Annotated in this window: 17 protein-coding genes and 1 riboswitch; of the genes, 9 read left to right on the plus strand and 8 right to left on the minus strand. The window is 67.2% G+C overall.

Annotated elements, in window-relative coordinates; all coding sequences use genetic code 11:
- The 5 genes from ABZS64_RS05285 to ABZS64_RS05305 all read right to left on the minus strand — a co-directional run bounded on the left by ABZS64_RS05285 (position 1) and on the right by ABZS64_RS05305 (position 3752).
- The gene (locus tag ABZS64_RS05285) at positions 1 to 480 is read right to left on the minus strand and encodes an NUDIX hydrolase (RefSeq protein WP_355823353.1); all 480 of its coding nucleotides are present in this window, start codon (positions 478 to 480) and stop codon (positions 1 to 3) included.
- A gap of 52 nt (positions 481 to 532) precedes the next feature.
- Positions 533 to 1423: a LysR family transcriptional regulator gene (locus tag ABZS64_RS05290; RefSeq protein ID WP_355823355.1), complete on the minus strand. Its 891-nt coding sequence runs from the start codon at positions 1421 to 1423 to the stop codon at positions 533 to 535.
- 298 nt (positions 1424 to 1721) lie between these two features.
- Complete coding sequence (locus ABZS64_RS05295) at positions 1722 to 2873, minus strand: cystathionine gamma-lyase (RefSeq protein WP_355823358.1); 1152 nt, start codon at positions 2871 to 2873, stop codon at positions 1722 to 1724.
- Complete coding sequence (locus tag ABZS64_RS05300; RefSeq protein WP_355823361.1) at positions 2870 to 3367, minus strand: low molecular weight protein-tyrosine-phosphatase; 498 nt, start codon at positions 3365 to 3367, stop codon at positions 2870 to 2872. Before ABZS64_RS05300 ends, ABZS64_RS05295 begins: the two co-directional genes overlap by 4 nt.
- 7 nt (positions 3368 to 3374) lie before the next feature.
- On the minus strand, positions 3375 to 3752 hold the full coding sequence (locus ABZS64_RS05305; protein WP_355823364.1) for a phage holin family protein: 378 nt from the start codon (positions 3750 to 3752) through the stop codon (positions 3375 to 3377).
- A 50-nt stretch (positions 3753 to 3802) separates the two neighbouring features.
- Between ABZS64_RS05305 and ABZS64_RS05310 the strand changes: the two genes are divergently transcribed.
- The 4 genes from ABZS64_RS05310 (at position 3803) to ABZS64_RS05325 (ending at position 5976) form a co-directional block, all read left to right on the plus strand.
- Complete coding sequence (locus tag ABZS64_RS05310; protein ID WP_355823367.1) at positions 3803 to 4120, plus strand: cupin domain-containing protein; 318 nt, start codon at positions 3803 to 3805, stop codon at positions 4118 to 4120.
- Between the two features lie 128 nt (positions 4121 to 4248).
- Positions 4249 to 4461: a DUF5326 family protein gene (locus ABZS64_RS05315; RefSeq protein ID WP_355823369.1), complete on the plus strand. Its 213-nt coding sequence runs from the start codon at positions 4249 to 4251 to the stop codon at positions 4459 to 4461.
- Positions 4462 to 4645: 184 nt separating this feature from the next.
- On the plus strand, positions 4646 to 5416 hold the full coding sequence (locus tag ABZS64_RS05320) for a helix-turn-helix domain-containing protein (protein WP_355823371.1): 771 nt from the start codon (positions 4646 to 4648) through the stop codon (positions 5414 to 5416).
- A 125-nt stretch (positions 5417 to 5541) separates the two neighbouring features.
- A complete protein-coding gene (locus tag ABZS64_RS05325) occupies positions 5542 to 5976 on the plus strand; it encodes an SsgA family sporulation/cell division regulator (protein WP_355823374.1) in 435 nt (144 codons plus the stop codon).
- 55 nt (positions 5977 to 6031) lie between these two features.
- On the opposite strand, the gene ABZS64_RS05330 is transcribed toward ABZS64_RS05325, so the two are convergent.
- Complete coding sequence (locus ABZS64_RS05330) at positions 6032 to 7360, minus strand: YibE/F family protein (protein ID WP_355823377.1); 1329 nt, start codon at positions 7358 to 7360, stop codon at positions 6032 to 6034.
- Positions 7361 to 7430: 70 nt separating this feature from the next.
- Positions 7431 to 7565, plus strand: a riboswitch (TPP riboswitch).
- Here ABZS64_RS05330 and thiC point away from each other — a divergent pair.
- Positions 7559 to 9349, plus strand: a complete 1791-nt coding sequence (gene thiC / locus ABZS64_RS05335) for a phosphomethylpyrimidine synthase ThiC (protein WP_355823380.1) — start codon at positions 7559 to 7561, stop codon at positions 9347 to 9349. Its footprint overlaps the riboswitch before it by 7 nt.
- Positions 9350 to 9410: 61 nt before the next feature.
- Here the strand turns inward: thiC and ABZS64_RS05340 are convergent, their stop codons facing one another.
- Positions 9411 to 10205 (minus strand): hypothetical protein, encoded by a 795-nt coding sequence (locus ABZS64_RS05340; protein ID WP_355823383.1) that lies wholly within the window; start codon positions 10203 to 10205, stop codon positions 9411 to 9413.
- A gap of 389 nt (positions 10206 to 10594) precedes the next feature.
- Here ABZS64_RS05340 and ABZS64_RS05345 point away from each other — a divergent pair, with 389 nt between their 5' ends.
- On the plus strand, positions 10595 to 11512 hold the full coding sequence (locus ABZS64_RS05345) for an aminoglycoside phosphotransferase family protein (protein WP_355823385.1): 918 nt from the start codon (positions 10595 to 10597) through the stop codon (positions 11510 to 11512).
- Complete coding sequence (locus ABZS64_RS05350; protein WP_355823388.1) at positions 11509 to 11889, plus strand: ankyrin repeat domain-containing protein; 381 nt, start codon at positions 11509 to 11511, stop codon at positions 11887 to 11889. Before ABZS64_RS05345 ends, ABZS64_RS05350 begins: the two co-directional genes overlap by 4 nt.
- Here ABZS64_RS05350 and ABZS64_RS05355 read toward each other — a convergent pair.
- Positions 11843 to 13213, minus strand: coding sequence for a sporulation protein (locus ABZS64_RS05355; RefSeq protein ID WP_355823391.1), 1371 nt, complete (start codon positions 13211 to 13213; stop codon positions 11843 to 11845). The genes ABZS64_RS05350 and ABZS64_RS05355 overlap by 47 nt on opposite strands.
- Positions 13214 to 13462: 249 nt before the next feature.
- On the opposite strand from ABZS64_RS05355, the gene ABZS64_RS05360 reads away from it, so the two are divergent.
- Both ABZS64_RS05360 and ABZS64_RS05365 read left to right on the plus strand, forming a co-directional pair.
- A complete protein-coding gene (locus ABZS64_RS05360) occupies positions 13463 to 13963 on the plus strand; it encodes an ATP-binding protein (protein WP_355823394.1) in 501 nt (166 codons plus the stop codon).
- A gap of 322 nt (positions 13964 to 14285) precedes the next feature.
- Positions 14286 to 14591 carry a hypothetical protein gene (locus tag ABZS64_RS05365; protein WP_355823397.1) on the plus strand — a complete coding sequence of 102 codons (306 nt, stop codon included), beginning with the start codon at positions 14286 to 14288 and terminating at the stop codon, positions 14589 to 14591.
- The last annotated feature ends 565 nt before the right edge of the window (positions 14592 to 15156 follow it).

Genomic DNA, 15156 nt, shown 5'->3' on the forward strand with positions numbered 1-15156 from the left:
TCAGCCCAGGTCAGGGGCGTGCATCGCCCGTACTCCCTCGATATTGCCGTCCAGGTAGTGCCGCAGTGACAGCGGTACGAGATGGACGGCGGCAATGCCGACCCGGCTGAACGGCACCCGTACGATCTCGTACTCCCCGCAGGGTTCGTCGATCTCAGGGCCGTGCCGCCGTGCGGGGTCCATGGACTCCAGTCGGCAGACGAAGAAGTGCTGCACCTTCACCCCCGTCACACCGCCGTCGGCGATGTGCTCGACAGTGTCGACGAAGCAGGGGACCACATCAGTGATCTTGGCGCCGAGCTCTTCGTCCACCTCCCGGTGGAGCGCGTCCACCACGGTGGCGTCCTCGGGCTCGACCCCGCCGCCGGGCGTGAGCCAGTAGGGATCCACGCCGGGCTTGGTGCGCTTGATGAGGACGAGATCGTCGCCGTCGAGCAGGATGGCGCGTGCGGTGCGCTTGACCACTGGCCGTTCGGTCATGGCTAGAAAATGGCCCGCCAGGCCCGTTCTGAAACTCCTGTCCGCAGTGCTCTCACCAGTCGACCGCAGCGCGCAGCAGCCACTCGTGCGCTCGCGCGATGGGCGGGAGTGCAAGTGTGCCGGTCCGGACGACGAGAAAGTACGTGCGCAGCGGGGGTACGGGAGGGTCGAGCAGGGCCACCACGCGCCCGCGCTGGAGGTCCTCCTCGCACAGATAGCGCGGCAGCACGGCGAGGCCCGCTCCCGAGGCCGCGGCCTCCAGGACGGCCCGCAGGTCGGGGGCGATCACGGCGCCCGCGGCGGCCGGCCGGGAGTCGAAGACGGCGGACCAGTAGCGCGAGACGAACGGCAGGGATTCGTGGACTTCCACGACGGGTAACTGCTCGAGCACCACATGCCCGGCGCGCAGCACTCCGGGCCCCAGCCGGGCCGCCCAGCGCGGCGAGGCGACCAGTACGTGCTCCTCGTCGCAGAGCGGCGTCGCGGTGAGCAGCCCGCCGCGCGGCCGGGCGGTGGCGATGGCCAGATCGTGGTGTCCGGCGGCGAGCCCCTCCAGCGTCTCCTCGGCGTTCCCGAACGAGGCCCGAAGCGCCAGGCCCTGGGAGATCAGCGGGGTGAGCGCGGGCAGGGCGCGAAGCGAGACGAACTCCGGGGGACCGGCGAGATGCAGGGTCCGTACGCCCGATTCCTCGTCGAGACCGGTCTCGGCGATCTCCACCAGGGCGTCGAGATGAGGGGCTGCCCGGTGCGCGAGTTCGTCGCCGATGGTCGTGGGGGTGACGCCGCGGGCCTGGCGCAGGAACAGCGGCCGCCCCAACTGCTTCTCCAGCGTCCGGATCTGCCCGGTCACGGCGGGCTGGGAGAGTCCCAGCAGTGCGGCGGCGCGGGTGAAGGAGCCGGCCCGGTGCACCGTGACGAATGTGCGCAGCAGGGCCAGATCCATGCCAAGCCCCTCTCGACCGACTGTGCCCGCGGACCGGACAACTATAAATAAGTCGATAGGTCGCTGTCGCTACTGTGATTGGACACTGACGCAGAGTCAACTAGCCTTGGTCGCGCGGTTCTTCGCGTGTGGAACCGAGGGCGGTCCGAGCCATGAGGGGGGAGGCTCGGGCCGCCCGTTGTACGTAGCGCCGCTCAGCGCGCCGTCGTACTCCGGCGTACGCCCCCCGGTCCACGCCGAGCGTGGTCCGAGGCCCGGTCCGCAGCTCGCCGGAACAGCACCACGGACCGCCCCGCCCCTACCCCGCCGCCTCGTCCAGCGCCCGCAGCACGTCCGCCACCAGGTCGACCGCATCCTCGGCCCCCACCGAGAAGCGGATGAAGCCCTCCGGAACCGCGTCACCGCCCCAGCGCCCGCGCCGTTCCGCCGTGGAGCGCACCCCGCCGAAGCTCGTCGCGTCGTCCACCAGCCGCAGCCCGCCCAAGAAGCGCTCGGCGTGCCCGCGATCGGGCAGTACGAACGAGACCACACAGCCGTAGCGCCGCATCTGCTGCGAGGCGATCTTGTACGAGGGGTCCGACGGCAGTCCCGGATAACGCAGCCCGGTCACCTCGCCCCGCCCGCCCAGCGCCTCCGCGAGCGCCAGCGCAGTCGCGCACTGCCGCTCGATCCGCAGGTGCAGCGTGGCCAGCGACCTGTGCGCGAGCCATGCCTCCATCGGGCCCGGAATCGCCCCGACGACCTTGCGCCAGCGCCGTACACCCGCCGCCAACTCCGGATCCCGGCAGGTCACATGGCCGAGCAGGATGTCACCGTGGCCCGTCATGCCCTTGGTGTCGCTGGCCACCGAGAAGTCCGCGCCCAGTTCCAGCGGCCGCTGCCCGAGCGGAGTCGCGAGGGTGTTGTCGACCGCGACCAGCGCGCCGGCCGCGTGCGCAGCCTCCACCAGCCGCCGTACGTCGCACACATCGAGCCCCGGATTGGACGGTGTCTCGATCCACAGCAGCCGCGCCCCGTCGAGCACGGCCAGTTGCGCGTCGCCGCCCGTCGGCGCGGTCCTGACGTCGACGCCGTACGCCTCAAGACGTTCCCGCAGCAGGGGCAGCGCCTGATAGCCGTCGTCCGGCAGCACCACCGCGTCCCCGGCCTTCAGCTGTGAGAACAGCACGGCCGAGATCGCCGCCATCCCCGAGGCGAAGGCCACGGTCTCGACGGACTCCCCCGGCGCCTCGAGCTCGCCGATCGCCCGTTCCAGATGGGTCCAGGTCGGGTTCTCGTCACGGCCGTAGGTGTACGGACCGGTCGGCTCGCCCGGCAGATGGAAGTGGGCCGCGAAGACCGGTCCCGGCAGGGTCGGTTCGTACTTCACCGGCTCGGGCAGACCGGCCCGTACCGCCCTGGTGCCGTCTCCCACGCCCGCGCCGTCGCTCGTACTCCTGCCGTCGCTCATGCCGCACGCTCCTCCACTGCGGTTCGTACAGCGTCGAGCAGCCCCTCGCTCGACGCCTCCACCATCTCCAGGCAGTCCTTGAAACCGTCTATACCGCCGTAATACGGATCAGGAACATCCAGGTCCCCGGGCGCGGAGGGGTCGTACTCCCGCAGCAGCCGCACTTTCGCGGCGTCAACGGCCGTCGGCGCGAGCCGCCGCAGTTCCCTCACATGCCCCTCGTCCAGCGCGATCACCAGATCGAGCAGCGGGAACCAGGCGGCGCGGAACTGCCGTGCGCTGTGCCCGGACTCGTAGCCGTTCGCCTCCAGCACGGCGACGGTGCGGTGGTCCGCACCGTCGCCCTCGTGCCAGCCTCCGGTGCCCGCGCTGTCCACCTCCACCACCCCGGCGAGTCCGGCCTCCGCCACCCGCGCGCGGAAGACGGACTCGGCCATGGGTGAGCGGCAGATGTTGCCGGTGCAGACGAAGCAGACGCGATACACAGAACTCACTCGGCGTTCAGTCCTTGTCCGGCAGAGCGACATTCATCGCCCACGAAACGACCGAGATGATCAGGCCACCGAGCACTGCGGTCCAGAAGCCCTCCACATGGAAGTTCAGATCGAGCTTGTCGGCCAGCCAGGACGTCAGCAGCAGCATCAGGGCATTGACGACGAGTGTGATCAACCCGAGGGTGAGGATGAACAGCGGCAGCGTCAGCAGCTTCACCACCGGCTTGACGAGGAAGTTGACCAGGCCGAAGAGCAGCGCCACCAGGACCAGGGTCCAGGCCTTCTTGCCGGTGCTGTCCCCGGTGAGGGTTATGTCCTGGAGCAGCCAGATGGCCACCAGCAGGGCCGCCGCATTGGCGATCGTCTTGACTACAAAATTCTTCATGTGTCTGATCGTGGCAGACGTGATCGGACCAAGGGCAGGGGCGAACGGCCATGAAGGCATTCCGACTGGACGAGCTGGAGGCGGAGCGCGCCGCCAACGACGGCGCATATCTGCAGTTCCTGCGCGAGCGGAACATGTCGGTCGGGCTGTACGCGCTGGACGCCGGCGAACTGGACCCTCAGCTGCCCCACCGCCAGGACGAGGTCTACTTCGTCGTCAGCGGCCGTGCCTCCATCACGGTCGGGATGGAGACGACGCAGGTCGGACGCGGCAGCGTGGTCTATGTCCCGGCCGGAGTGGCCCATAAGTTCCACCACATCGCGGAGGATCTGCGAGTGATGGTGGTCTTTTCTCCCCCTGAGAGCTGACCGGAACCCTGCCCTGTCCCTAGGGGTTCAGTCAGGGGAGATCAAGGGCTCGCAGGCCCCCGGACACCACCCCCTCCCGCATAGCATCGAAGCCAGGAACTCAGAGAAACGAGGTAAGGACGATGGCTGTGCGGGAGATATTCGCGGGGATGCCGTGGTGGGTGAAGTGGGTCGCCGTGCCGGTCATCGCCCTTGTGCTGTTCGGAGGCCTGATCGCGAGCGTGATCGGCTTTGTGATCGGACTGCTCTTCAAGGTTCTGCTGTTCGTCGCGCTTGTCGGTGGACTCATCTTTGTCGTACGGAAGTTCATGTCGTCCTCCAGTTCGCGCAGCGACTGGTAGTGACCAACTGGACAGACCCGGACGGGCGTTAGCCCGGCCGGGGGAACACCCCGATAAACCCCCAGTCCCGCACAGGGGCGGCCATTACAGTGACAATCCGCTGCCGCCCCTCGGGAAATCCGCCCCTTGGGAAGTCCGTGCGGCGGGCGGGCAATCTGCCCGTCACCATGCCTGGGGGTGACCTTTGGCCACGGCTACACACGCAGCTGCCCCTACCCTGATCGGGTCGGTGCAACGGGCGCTGAGGCTTCTGGAGGCCGTGGGCTCCCATCGGGACGGGGCTCCGGCGAAGCAGCTCGCGCGCGAGGCGGGCCTTCCGCTTCCCACCGCGTACCACCTGCTGCGGACGCTGACGCACGAGGACTATCTGCGCCGTGAGAAGGGCGTGTTCGTCCTTGGTGACGCGGTCGGCAAGCTCGCTCTCGGCGGAGCTCTGCAGAATCGTCGCAGCAGGCTCGAGGACTCGCTTGTGCACTGGCGGGACGCGATCGGCGTCCCGGTCTACTTCGCGGTCTACCGCGAGGGTGAGATCGAGATCGTCGCCGTCGCCGACACCCCGTACGCGCCCGCGGTCGACGAGTGGGCCGACTTCCGTGAGACCGGACATGCGCATGCGCTCGGCCAGTGTCTGCTGAGCCAGCTCGACGAGCAGGGCCGCCGCGATCATCTGGATCGCCACCGCGTGCAGCCGGTGACTCCCTATTCAGTACGCGACCGTCGCACGTTGCTCGACCGGCTCGCTTCGATGGAGCGGATGCAACCAGTCGTGGAGCGACAGGAATATGCGCTCGGCACGGTCTGTGCCGCAATCCCGATCACGGCCGGATCCGGCGCCGCGGCGATGGCCATTTCTCTCCCCCTTCACCAGGAAGGACGGTTGCTCCCTGCGGTCGAGCAACTACGCAACGGAATAGGGGGACTCCTCAGCTCCCTCGCGTTCTCTATCAGTATCTGAAAAATCACTCCTTGTGATCTGGTAGTGCGTACTGGACGATTACGTCAAGAGGGCCATAGTGGATCATTCCTGGCCGTTTTCTGCCGAGCTTTTCGTTCACTGGTTCATCCAATGCGGGGTACACGATGCGCGAGTCGGTCCAGGCCGAGGTTCTGATGAGTTTCCTTGTCTCCGAGGAGCTCTCATTCCGGATCCCGGTGGAGCTCCGGTACGAGACGAAGGATCCGTACGCGGTCCGGATGACCTTCCACCTGCCCGGAGATGCCCCTGTGACCTGGGCCTTCGGTCGCGAGTTGCTGGTGGACGGCATCAACGGCCCGAGCGGGGACGGCGATGTGCACATCGCGCCGACGCGTCCCGAGGGGCTGTCCGATGTGATCGTCCGGCTCCAGGTCGGCTGCGACCGGGCGCTGTTCCGGGTGAGTGCGGCGCCGCTTGTGGCCTTCCTCGACCGCACGGACAAGCTGGTGCCGCTGGGGCAGGAGCGTACGTTCGGTGACTTCGAGTGCAATCTCGAAGAGGCGCTCGGGCGCATTCTCGCGGAGGAGAGCGCCGGCTGAGCGGCCGCGGCCTTCGGAATCGTCCGCCGCGGCGCCAACCGCCGCCATCTTCCCCCTACTTCTTGCGGCGGCGGCCCCTACCGCCTCTCAGCGCTGCCCTGCCCGCGGCCGCCGAAAGGCCCGGCCGGTCGGCGGAGACCACCAGCGCCGCGAGGGCGGTGGTCACCGGCACCGAGGCGACGAGGCCGATCGACCCGATCAGGGTCCGTACGATCTCGGTCGCCACCAGCTCGCTGCTGGCCACCGTTCCCACGCTGCTCTGTGCGATCGAGAAGAGCAGCAGCAGAGGCAACGCGGCGCCTGCGTAGGCCAGTACGAGCGTGTTGACGACGGACGCGATGTGGTCCCGGCCGATGCGGATGCCCGCCCGGTAGAGCCCCCGCGGGCCCATGTCCGGGTCCGCCTGGTGCAGTTCCCACACCGCCGAGGTCTGGGTCACCGTCACATCGTCGAGCACACCCAGCGAGCCGATGATGACGCTCGCCAGCAGCAGACCGCTCAGGTCGATGTTCGGATAGAGGCCGTGGATCAGGCCGGTGCTGTCGTCGGTGTTGCCGGTCAGACTCGCCCAGCCGATGAAGAGCGAGCCGAGCAGCCCGATCAGCAGCAGAGAGATCAGCGTGCCGAGGACAGCGACCGAGGTGCGCGCGGTGAGCCCGTGGCACAGATAGAGCGCAATCAGCATGATCGCGCTCGCTCCGACCACCGCGACGATCAGCGGATTGGAGCCCTGCAGGATCGCGGGCAGGATGAACAGAGTCAGTACGGCGAAGGATGCGGCGAGCGCGATCAGCGCCATCACGCCGCGCATCCGCCCCACCAGCACCACCACGACCGCGAAGATCCCAGCCAGCAGTGCCATCGGGAAGCCGCGGTCCACATCGGTCACTGAGTACTGCAGATCACGGGGCGCGTCGGGGGCGTACGCCACCACCACACCCTGGCCCTGGCTCAGCTGACGGGGCGCGTCCGGCTGGACGATCTCGGTGAAGGTGCGGCCCTTGTCCTTGCCGGTGGTGACCTTGATCGTCGCCTTCCCGCAGCTGCCCTTCTGGGCGTTGACCGCCTCGCGTCCCTCGGGTGTGGAGGTGTCGCCGGTCGGCGGGACCTGCGCGGCGTTCACGTCCTTGCAATTGACCTTCTCGACCCGCACCACCTTGCCCTGCTCGGTCTGCCGGTCGAAGCCGACACCGGTGCGCTCATGGCCGGGGGCGCCACCCGGCCAGAGCACGACCAGGCCGACGACGACGGCCGCGGCGAAAGGAATCAGCACCGCGGCGATGACCTTGCGGAGGTGCTGCGAGACGGGCGCGGCGGGCCCATGGCTGTGCGTGTGGCCATGGGGGTCGGGCGTCTGCGGCGGAGGTGTCGGCGATGAGGTCACCGACCGATCATCGCAAGAACGAGGGGGCCCTCTGTTCAGCGCGCCAGAAGTGACGCTAGCGTGGTGGCACCTTTGCACACGCGGGAGCTCGGAGCACCGGGCTGAGAGGGCGCTGAAATCCGTACGAACTGTACGGAAGTGGCTGCGCCGACCGCCGAACCTGTTACCGGGTAATGCCGGCGTAGGGAGTAGGTCACGATGACCGTTCAGGACGCACGCACGCCTGCCTCGAATCAGCCCGAGGCCGGGAAGTCCATCGGCTGGCACAAGGGATACGTCGAGGGTTCGCGCCCCGACCTCCGGGTGCCGGTCCGCCAGGTGCACCTCACCAACGGCAAGGACGTGACGCTGTACGACACGTCCGGCCCGTACACCGATCCGAACGTCGAGACCGACGTCCGCCGCGGACTTTCGCCGCTGCGGGAGAACTGGATCATCGGCCGTGGCGACACCGAGGAGTACGCGGGCCGCCCGGTCCGCCCCGAGGACGACGGGATCAAGCACACCTCGCCGAGGGGCGGTCTGCGCAACCTCGACGCGGTCTTCCCCGGCCGTCCGCGCCAGCCCCGCCGGGGCCGCGACGGACAGGCGGTGACGCAGCTCGCGTACGCCCGTCGTGACGAGATCACGCCCGAGATGGAGTACGTCGCGATCCGCGAGAACGTCTCCCCCGAGGTCGTACGCGAGGAGATCGCCGCGGGCCGGGCCGTCCTGCCGGCCAACGTCAACCACCCGGAGATCGAGCCGATGATCATCGGCAAGCGGTTCCTGGTGAAGGTCAACGCCAACATCGGCAACTCCGCGGTCACCTCCTCCATCGAGGAGGAGGTCGAGAAGATGACCTGGGCCACGCGCTGGGGCGCGGACACGGTCATGGACCTCTCCACCGGCCGCAACATCCACACCACCCGCGAGTGGGTGCTGCGCAATTCCCCCGTGCCGATCGGCACCGTGCCGCTCTACCAGGCGCTCGAGAAGGTCGACGGCAAGGCCGAAGAGCTGACCTGGGAGATCTACAAGGACACGGTCATCGAGCAGGCCGAGCAGGGCGTCGACTACATGACCGTCCACGCGGGTGTGCGGCTGCCGTACGTCCCGCTGACCGCCAACCGCAAGACGGGCATCGTCTCGCGCGGCGGATCGATCATGGCGGCGTGGTGCCTGGCGCACCACAAGGAGTCGTTCCTCTACGAGAACTTCGAGGAGCTCTGCGAGATCCTCGCCGCGTACGACGTGACGTACTCGCTCGGCGACGGTCTTCGGCCCGGCTCGATCGCGGACGCCAACGACGAGGCGCAGTTCGCCGAGTTGCGCACACTCGGGGAACTCAACTCGATCGCCAAGCGTTTCAATGTGCAGACGATGATCGAAGGACCTGGTCACGTCCCGATGCACAAGATCAAGGAGAACATCGACCTCCAGCAGGAGATCTGCGAGGAGGCCCCGTTCTATACGCTCGGCCCGCTCACGACGGACGTGGCCCCGGCGTATGACCACATCACCTCCGGCATCGGGGCGGCGATGATCGCCTGGTGGGGCACCGCGATGCTCTGCTACGTCACGCCCAAGGAGCACTTGGGCCTGCCCAACCGCGACGACGTGAAGACCGGCGTCATCACCTACAAGATCGCCGCTCATGCGGCCGATCTCGCCAAGGGGCACCCGGGCGCGCAGGAGTGGGACGACGCGCTGTCCGACGCCCGTTTCGAGTTCCGGTGGGAGGACCAGTTCAATCTGGCCCTCGACCCGGACACGGCACGGGAGTTCCACGACGAGACGCTGCCGGCCGAGCCGGCGAAGACCGCGCACTTCTGCTCGATGTGCGGTCCGAAGTTCTGCAGCATGAAGATTAGCCAAAGCATCACAGAGCAGTTTGGCGGTACTGCGGCCGCGGGGGCGACGGCCGAGGAGGTTGCTGAGGGGATGCTCCGGAAGTCGAAGGAGTTCGCGGAGGCGGGGAATCGGGTCTACCTGCCGCTCGCCGACTGAGATCCAGTGGACGGCGATGCCTCGGGTGATCGGGGCATCGCCCGGCGCGGGTCGCCTCGTCTCACCGGTCCCTGTCTCTGCCGTCGATGTATGCGAGCAGCGCAAGGGCGAGAGCGAAGTGGGTATCGGCACCGTTCAGCCGCTTGACCACGTCGCTGTCTGGCACCACTACCGAGAGCGCGGTGGCCGCCAATGCGTACAACACGGCCATGACCACGATCACATTCATCGGCGTGATGAGGCTGTGCCAACTGCCCTCTACGCCAGGGTGGTCACCGCCTTCTGGGGTGCGCTCCAACAGCGGTGCAGTTATGTCATGAACTCCTTCGGCCAACTCATCGCCGATTGGGGAGGCTCCAGTCGAGGGCGTCTGCTTCGCAATCAGGCGTTCAACGCTGTTGGGATCCGCGCTGCGGTAGTCATCCAGCGCGTGCCTCCACGCGGCACTTGAAACGAAGGAGAGCTGCGGCTGAAGTTCGTCGAACAGGCCTCTCCATCGAGAGTCTGGGATCACGGACATTGCCCGTTGACTGACGAGCAGGATCTCGGCCAGACGGACCGGTGGGACCAGCCCTCTCAGTTGATCCTCGAAAGCCATCCTGATGGGTGCCATCGCTTGCCTTGTCTGTTCAGCCATGGCTTCACTGATGGGCGCCATGGCTTGACGAGTTTGCTCCTTTAGGTGTTCGAGCAGTGGCTCCATGGCTTGGCGGAGTTGCTCGCTCTGCATCTCTACCAACGGTGCCACTGCCTGCCGCATCTGCTCGTTCAGACGCTCGACCAGCGGTGCTACGGCACGCCTCGCGATGGCTGCACCTATGGGAGAAACCATAGGGATGTCAGATTTGTCGCTCACGAGTGCAGGGTATCCAGGCAATACGCCGTTTGCCGGAGGGTTGTCTCAACTGGTACTCGCGATGTAGGTACCGATGGCTGACCGCGGCGCTGGTGGGTGATCCTCACTGAGGCTCACGTTCCACGCGGGATGGCCAAAAGCATCACGGAGCGGTTTGGCGGTGCGGCGGCTGAGGGCGCATCGCTCCAGGACATCGCTGCGGGAACGTTCCGGAAGTCGAGGAATCTCCGGCAAGTGCCCTCTCTGAGGGCCCAGAGTCGTATAGGCCTCCTCTCGTCTTTGCTCCCTACTCACCGATACCGTCGATGCCGTGTCCGGTGCACGTCGGGTTGGTCGCCCGTACTCGTGCGTCGGTTGATCGCGCGCGACTAAGGGGAGCTGGTTCGGGCATGGCGGTTGACGCTGCTCGGGGTTTGGAAGAGGGGTTCACGTCGGCGGGGGCAACGCGGGTGATGGTTGCCGCGTGCCGGGCTGCTGGGCTCGATGACAGAGGCGCGGAGTTGATCCGCCTCGGAGAGAACGCGTTGTTCCGGCTGGCCTCGGCGCCGTTGATCGTGCGTGTGGCGCGTGGCGAAGAGTGGCTGCCGAAGGCACACACTGAAGTCGCTGTCTCGCGCTGGCTGACGGGCGAGGGGTTCCATGCCGCGCAAGCTGTGGAGGACCTGGAGCAGCCGCTGTTGATCGACGGTCACCCTGTGACGTTCTGGCATCTGATCGTTGAGGGGGATCGCAAGGCTACGTACGGGGAACTGGGCGGTGTCCTGCGGGACCTGCATTCTCTGTCGGTGCCGGATGGCCTGCATCTGCCGTCGTTCGAGCCGTTCGACAAGCAAGAGCTGCGACTCGACCGGGCCGTGATCCCTGAGGACGACAAGGTCTTTCTGCGAAAGCGCTGGCTGGAACTCAAGGACAAGTACGCAGAGCTGCGGTTCTCCACGCCCAAGGGGCCTGTTCACGGTGACGCCCATGTGCAGAACCTCATGGTGGACGACCAGGGGCAAGTGATCCTGATCGACTTCGAAGCTTTCTGCTTCGATCACCCGGAGTGGGACCTGATGGTCACGGCTGTGGAGCACCACAGCCTTGGGTGGCAGACCGACGAACAGTACGCCGACTTCGTGGCCGCGTACGGGCGGGACCTGTACGACTGGGAGGGGTACGAGACGCTGCGCGGCCTGCAAGAGTTCGGCATGACGACGTGGCTCATGCAGAACGTGCAGGAGGACGAGCAGACGGCAGCGGAGTACCGCCGGCGCATCGCCGGGCTGCGGAACGACGACGGGCCCCGGGACTGGCGGCCCTGGTGACCGTCCCGGATGAGCAGTGGAGCGAAGCTCGGTTCGCAGTGGAAAACGAGGATCTCGAACGGCTTCGTGAGCTGTTGGACGCTGGCGCGGACGTGAACGAGACCTACATGGGGATGCCGTTGCTGCATCACGCGATCGACACTGAGGCCGATGGTGCGTTGCAGTCGGGGCAGCCGCTGCATGTGGACACCACGGCCTACTTGTTGAGTAGCGGTGCCGATCCGCGACTCAAGGATGGGAAAGGTCGGGATGCCCGTAGTTTCGCCGAAGGGTGCGGGCATTGGCTGGCGCTGAAATTGATCGAAGCATTCATGAGCCAGACGCTGACTGCTACTCGTCCTCGAGGCGGGCGAGTGCGTCGCGTACTTGGTCGTTGAACGCGGACACTGTGGGTTTCATGGAGTGGGCGCTGACCTCGGTCTGGAAGTCGGTGACATAGCGCTGGAAGCGGGCGGACTGGAGAGAGTCGCCACCGTCGACCGCGAGGCTTGCTGTGGTGACGGCTGCCTCCAACTCGCCGTTAAGTAGCTGACTTTGGGCGAGCACCATGCGGCAGAAGCCCAGGGTGCGGGCGTACTTCGGGTCAGTGTCGTTTACGGCTCGCTCCGCATGCTCCACGGATTCGCGGCGCATCTTGAGGTCGCGGAAGCAGTGGCACAACTCGCCCATGAGTTCCGCGGAGTCGAAGTAGCCCAGCCATTCGGGGTCCTCGGCTGTGTCGGCGCGCTCGAAGTGGCGTTCCGCTTCGTTCATGGCCCGGCCTGCCCCGATCGGATCCCCCGCGTTGGAGAAAGCGCGGGCCTCCATGGCTGAGAACAGCGCCATGGCGCGCGGGGTTGCCTTCCCCGTGGCGCCTTCGACTCCCGCGCGGGCGAGTTGGATGGCCTGGGCGTGGTTGCCCAGGTAGTTGGCCTGATGGCTGAGGTTGGACAGAATGCGGGCGCCAAACATGCGATCGCCGATGACCTGGGACAGGCGCAGTGTGGATGTCAGGTAGCGGTGCGCGAGGTGATGGTTTCCCGAGTCGTACGCGGTCCAGGCAAGCAACTGCGAGATTTCGGAGGCAGCGCCGAATAACGCGGTGCCGACCCGCTCGCTGTAGCTGGTGCTGAGCAGGGGCAGGACCTCGTGGCGGAAGTAGTGACGCAGCGCCTTGTGGCCGTGGCCTCCGCCGAACTTGAAGTCGAGCTGCATGAACATGTCGGCGGCTGCTCGGATCGCCTTGACGTCGCGCATGCCTACACGCTGGGAGACGGGCCTGTCGGCCTGGACTCCGTCCGGGCGGGCCACCATCCATGACAGGACGGCAGAGTTGAGATCGGCGTCCGCGACGATCAGTTGCCCGCTCGACGGGGTCTCCGCGCGCTCCTCGGCGAGTCCGTCGAGCATCGACAACACATCGGGCACGGTGCCCGGGTAGCCGACCGGCTGTGGTGCTGACGGCTCCGGCTGGCCGAAGAATCCGAGATCGCCGGGCGTGATGCGGCGGCTCAGCTTTGCGCCGAGTACCTCCGCCATGATCGCCGCTGTCTGTGGCTGGATGCCTGCGCCGTCCCGCCATCGCTGCACAGCGACGTGCGTCGTCCCGAGACTTGATCCGCGCTGTTCGGCGGCGTCACGCATGCGCTTCGCGAGGCCCTTGTTCGAGACCTTCGCTGCGTCCATGACTGCGATCAATTGCGCGTTCGGCTCTCGGTCCATGCTCCCCTGCCAACCCGAGAATGACGGCTTGTGTTCATCGTGGCACAGCCCGCTGACAGAGGGGGTTCATTCGTGAACCCCCTTCTGCCTTCCCGGTGTTCACGTGAACCCCCAGGTGAACGCTCCCGATCGTGCCGCCGTCCCCGTTCACTGGTCAGCACGGAAAAGGGCGGGACACAGGACCCGCCAACTTCGGGAGGGGACGCGATGAATGCCTGGCAAAGCAGACGGTTAGCGAACACTCCGGCGATGCTGACCCAGCACGAAACTGTCACGCCGGGGGAGGTGGAGCAGTTCCGTGCTCTGACGCTGTTCGTCGAGTCTCCGGATTCGGTGAAGGCGGCACGTGACATGGCGCGGTCCGCCGTTCTGGACTGGGGCCTCGCTCATCTCGTCGAAGATGTGCGGCTGGTTGTTTCGGAGCTCGTCGGCAACGTTGTGCATCACGCGGTCCCTGACGACTGTCTCGCTCACCCCGGCGCCGCTCGGCGGCTCGATGTCTCGATCCGGAAGTGGCCGAGGTGGCTGTTCGTTGGCGTGACTGACGAGGACTCCAGCCCACCGACGCTTCCGACGGGTGAGGTCTTCTCGCCTGAGCTGGTCGGCGGCTTCCCCGAGGCCGTATTGCCGGACTGTGGCCGTGGCCTGCGGATCGTTCAGGGGCTGGCCGACGCGCTCTGGTGGTCACCGGAAGAAGCGGGCGGCAAGACCGTGTTCTGCCGCTTCGACCTCGACGGCTCTTCGTCGTAGAGAGCTCCGGGGCGTCGCCTACCTAGCTCCTCCCACGCGATCGGGAGGAAGGCGACGCCCCGGTAACCGGCCGGTCCAGACCGCACCGGCCGAGGGGCGCGGCCTCTCAGCGGCTCCCGGGATCCCCTCCCGGCTGAGCGGCCGCGCCCTGCACAACAACCGAAAACCGAGACCGGGCCACCCCGTCAGCCGTGGAAAGCGAAGGGTGGCCCGGCAAGGGGACGCAGCGGTCCCCGGTGCCTGATGGTACCGGGGCCGCTGCGCTGCGTTTCTGCCCTGGACCAAAAGAAGTTGATGATCCGTTACCTAGATCGGGGCAGAGGTGAGCAAGTTGACTGGCGCGGGTGAGGACTGGCTGAGCGATGGTCTCGACGTCGTGGGCGCAGACTCCGGTCTGTGGGTGCCCGGCGTCGACTACGTGGCGGGCTGGCGCAAGGCTGGCGAGGCTGCGGATCGGCTGAACCGGGCGCTGCTCGGTGCCGGGTTCGAGCTGTCGGAGGTGCGGGCGGTCGCGTCGACGGATGGGGGCGGGCGCGGAGTCGTGCGTGTCGCTGGCTGGCCGGACGCCGTCGACCGACTCGCCGGGTTCCTGGAGTCGGCCGCGGACGGCACAGGCGGTGCGTCGTGAGGCGCCTTTTCCTTGGTGAGCGCCGCATGTGGGCACGTCGCCGGCCGCAGAGGCTTTGGGCGGTAGCTGCCATGGGGCGAGTGAGCAGGGGGCCCTACGCTGGCCCGGCGAATCGGGCAGGCACCTGCCCTGCCCGCTGTTGTGCCCGATGGGCCCCCTGCTCTTCGAGGCTCGCCCCATGGGAGCTGCCTAAAGCCTCGGAGGCCGTCGACCCCAAGCCAAGCGGGCCCCGGCCACTGTCGACGGGGCGCCGCCTCTCCATTTCGAGCGCGTTGAGGCGTAGGGCACCGGGCGACCGGCCGGGACCGGCGGCCACGCCGCACGCCCGGCCGGGGCGGCCGGGCTGCCCGGCGCGCCGCAGGCGCGCCCTTGAGGAAGTGGAGAAAGTTTCGACCGATCTACGGTCCTCGGGTCTGTCTTGTCTCGGTTGATGCTTGACGTTGTGGCTTCACTTGATGCTTGACACCGCGTGCCTCGGCTTGGCTGTGCGCGTCTGATCCGCGTGCAGGGAGGGCCGGGGCCGTGCTGGTGGAGCTGAGCGTGGTCGAGCAGCGGTATCACGCGG

The organism is Streptomyces sp. NPDC005408 (assembly GCF_040606445.1).
In the GTDB taxonomy this organism is placed as follows: Bacteria; Actinomycetota; Actinomycetes; order Streptomycetales; family Streptomycetaceae; genus Streptomyces.

Bases quoted from the DNA above. Each gene is read 5' to 3' on its own strand.
- ABZS64_RS05285 (WP_355823353.1), bottom strand. From the start codon at position 480: ATGACCGAACGGCCAGTGGTCAAGCGCACCGCACGCGCCATCCTGCTC.
- ABZS64_RS05290 (WP_355823355.1), bottom strand. From the start codon at position 1,423: ATGGATCTGGCCCTGCTGCGCACATTCGTCACGGTGCACCGGGCCGGC.
- ABZS64_RS05295 (WP_355823358.1), bottom strand. From the start codon at position 2,873: ATGAGCGACGGCAGGAGTACGAGCGACGGCGCGGGCGTGGGAGACGGC.
- ABZS64_RS05305 (WP_355823364.1), bottom strand. From the start codon at position 3,752: ATGAAGAATTTTGTAGTCAAGACGATCGCCAATGCGGCGGCCCTGCTG.
- ABZS64_RS05310 (WP_355823367.1), top strand. From the start codon at position 3,803: ATGAAGGCATTCCGACTGGACGAGCTGGAGGCGGAGCGCGCCGCCAAC.
- ABZS64_RS05325 (WP_355823374.1), top strand. From the start codon at position 5,542: ATGCGCGAGTCGGTCCAGGCCGAGGTTCTGATGAGTTTCCTTGTCTCC.
- thiC (WP_355823380.1), top strand. From the start codon at position 7,559: ATGACCGTTCAGGACGCACGCACGCCTGCCTCGAATCAGCCCGAGGCC.
- ABZS64_RS05345 (WP_355823385.1), top strand. From the start codon at position 10,595: ATGGCGGTTGACGCTGCTCGGGGTTTGGAAGAGGGGTTCACGTCGGCG.
- ABZS64_RS05355 (WP_355823391.1), bottom strand. From the start codon at position 13,213: ATGGACCGAGAGCCGAACGCGCAATTGATCGCAGTCATGGACGCAGCG.
- ABZS64_RS05360 (WP_355823394.1), top strand. From the start codon at position 13,463: ATGCTGACCCAGCACGAAACTGTCACGCCGGGGGAGGTGGAGCAGTTC.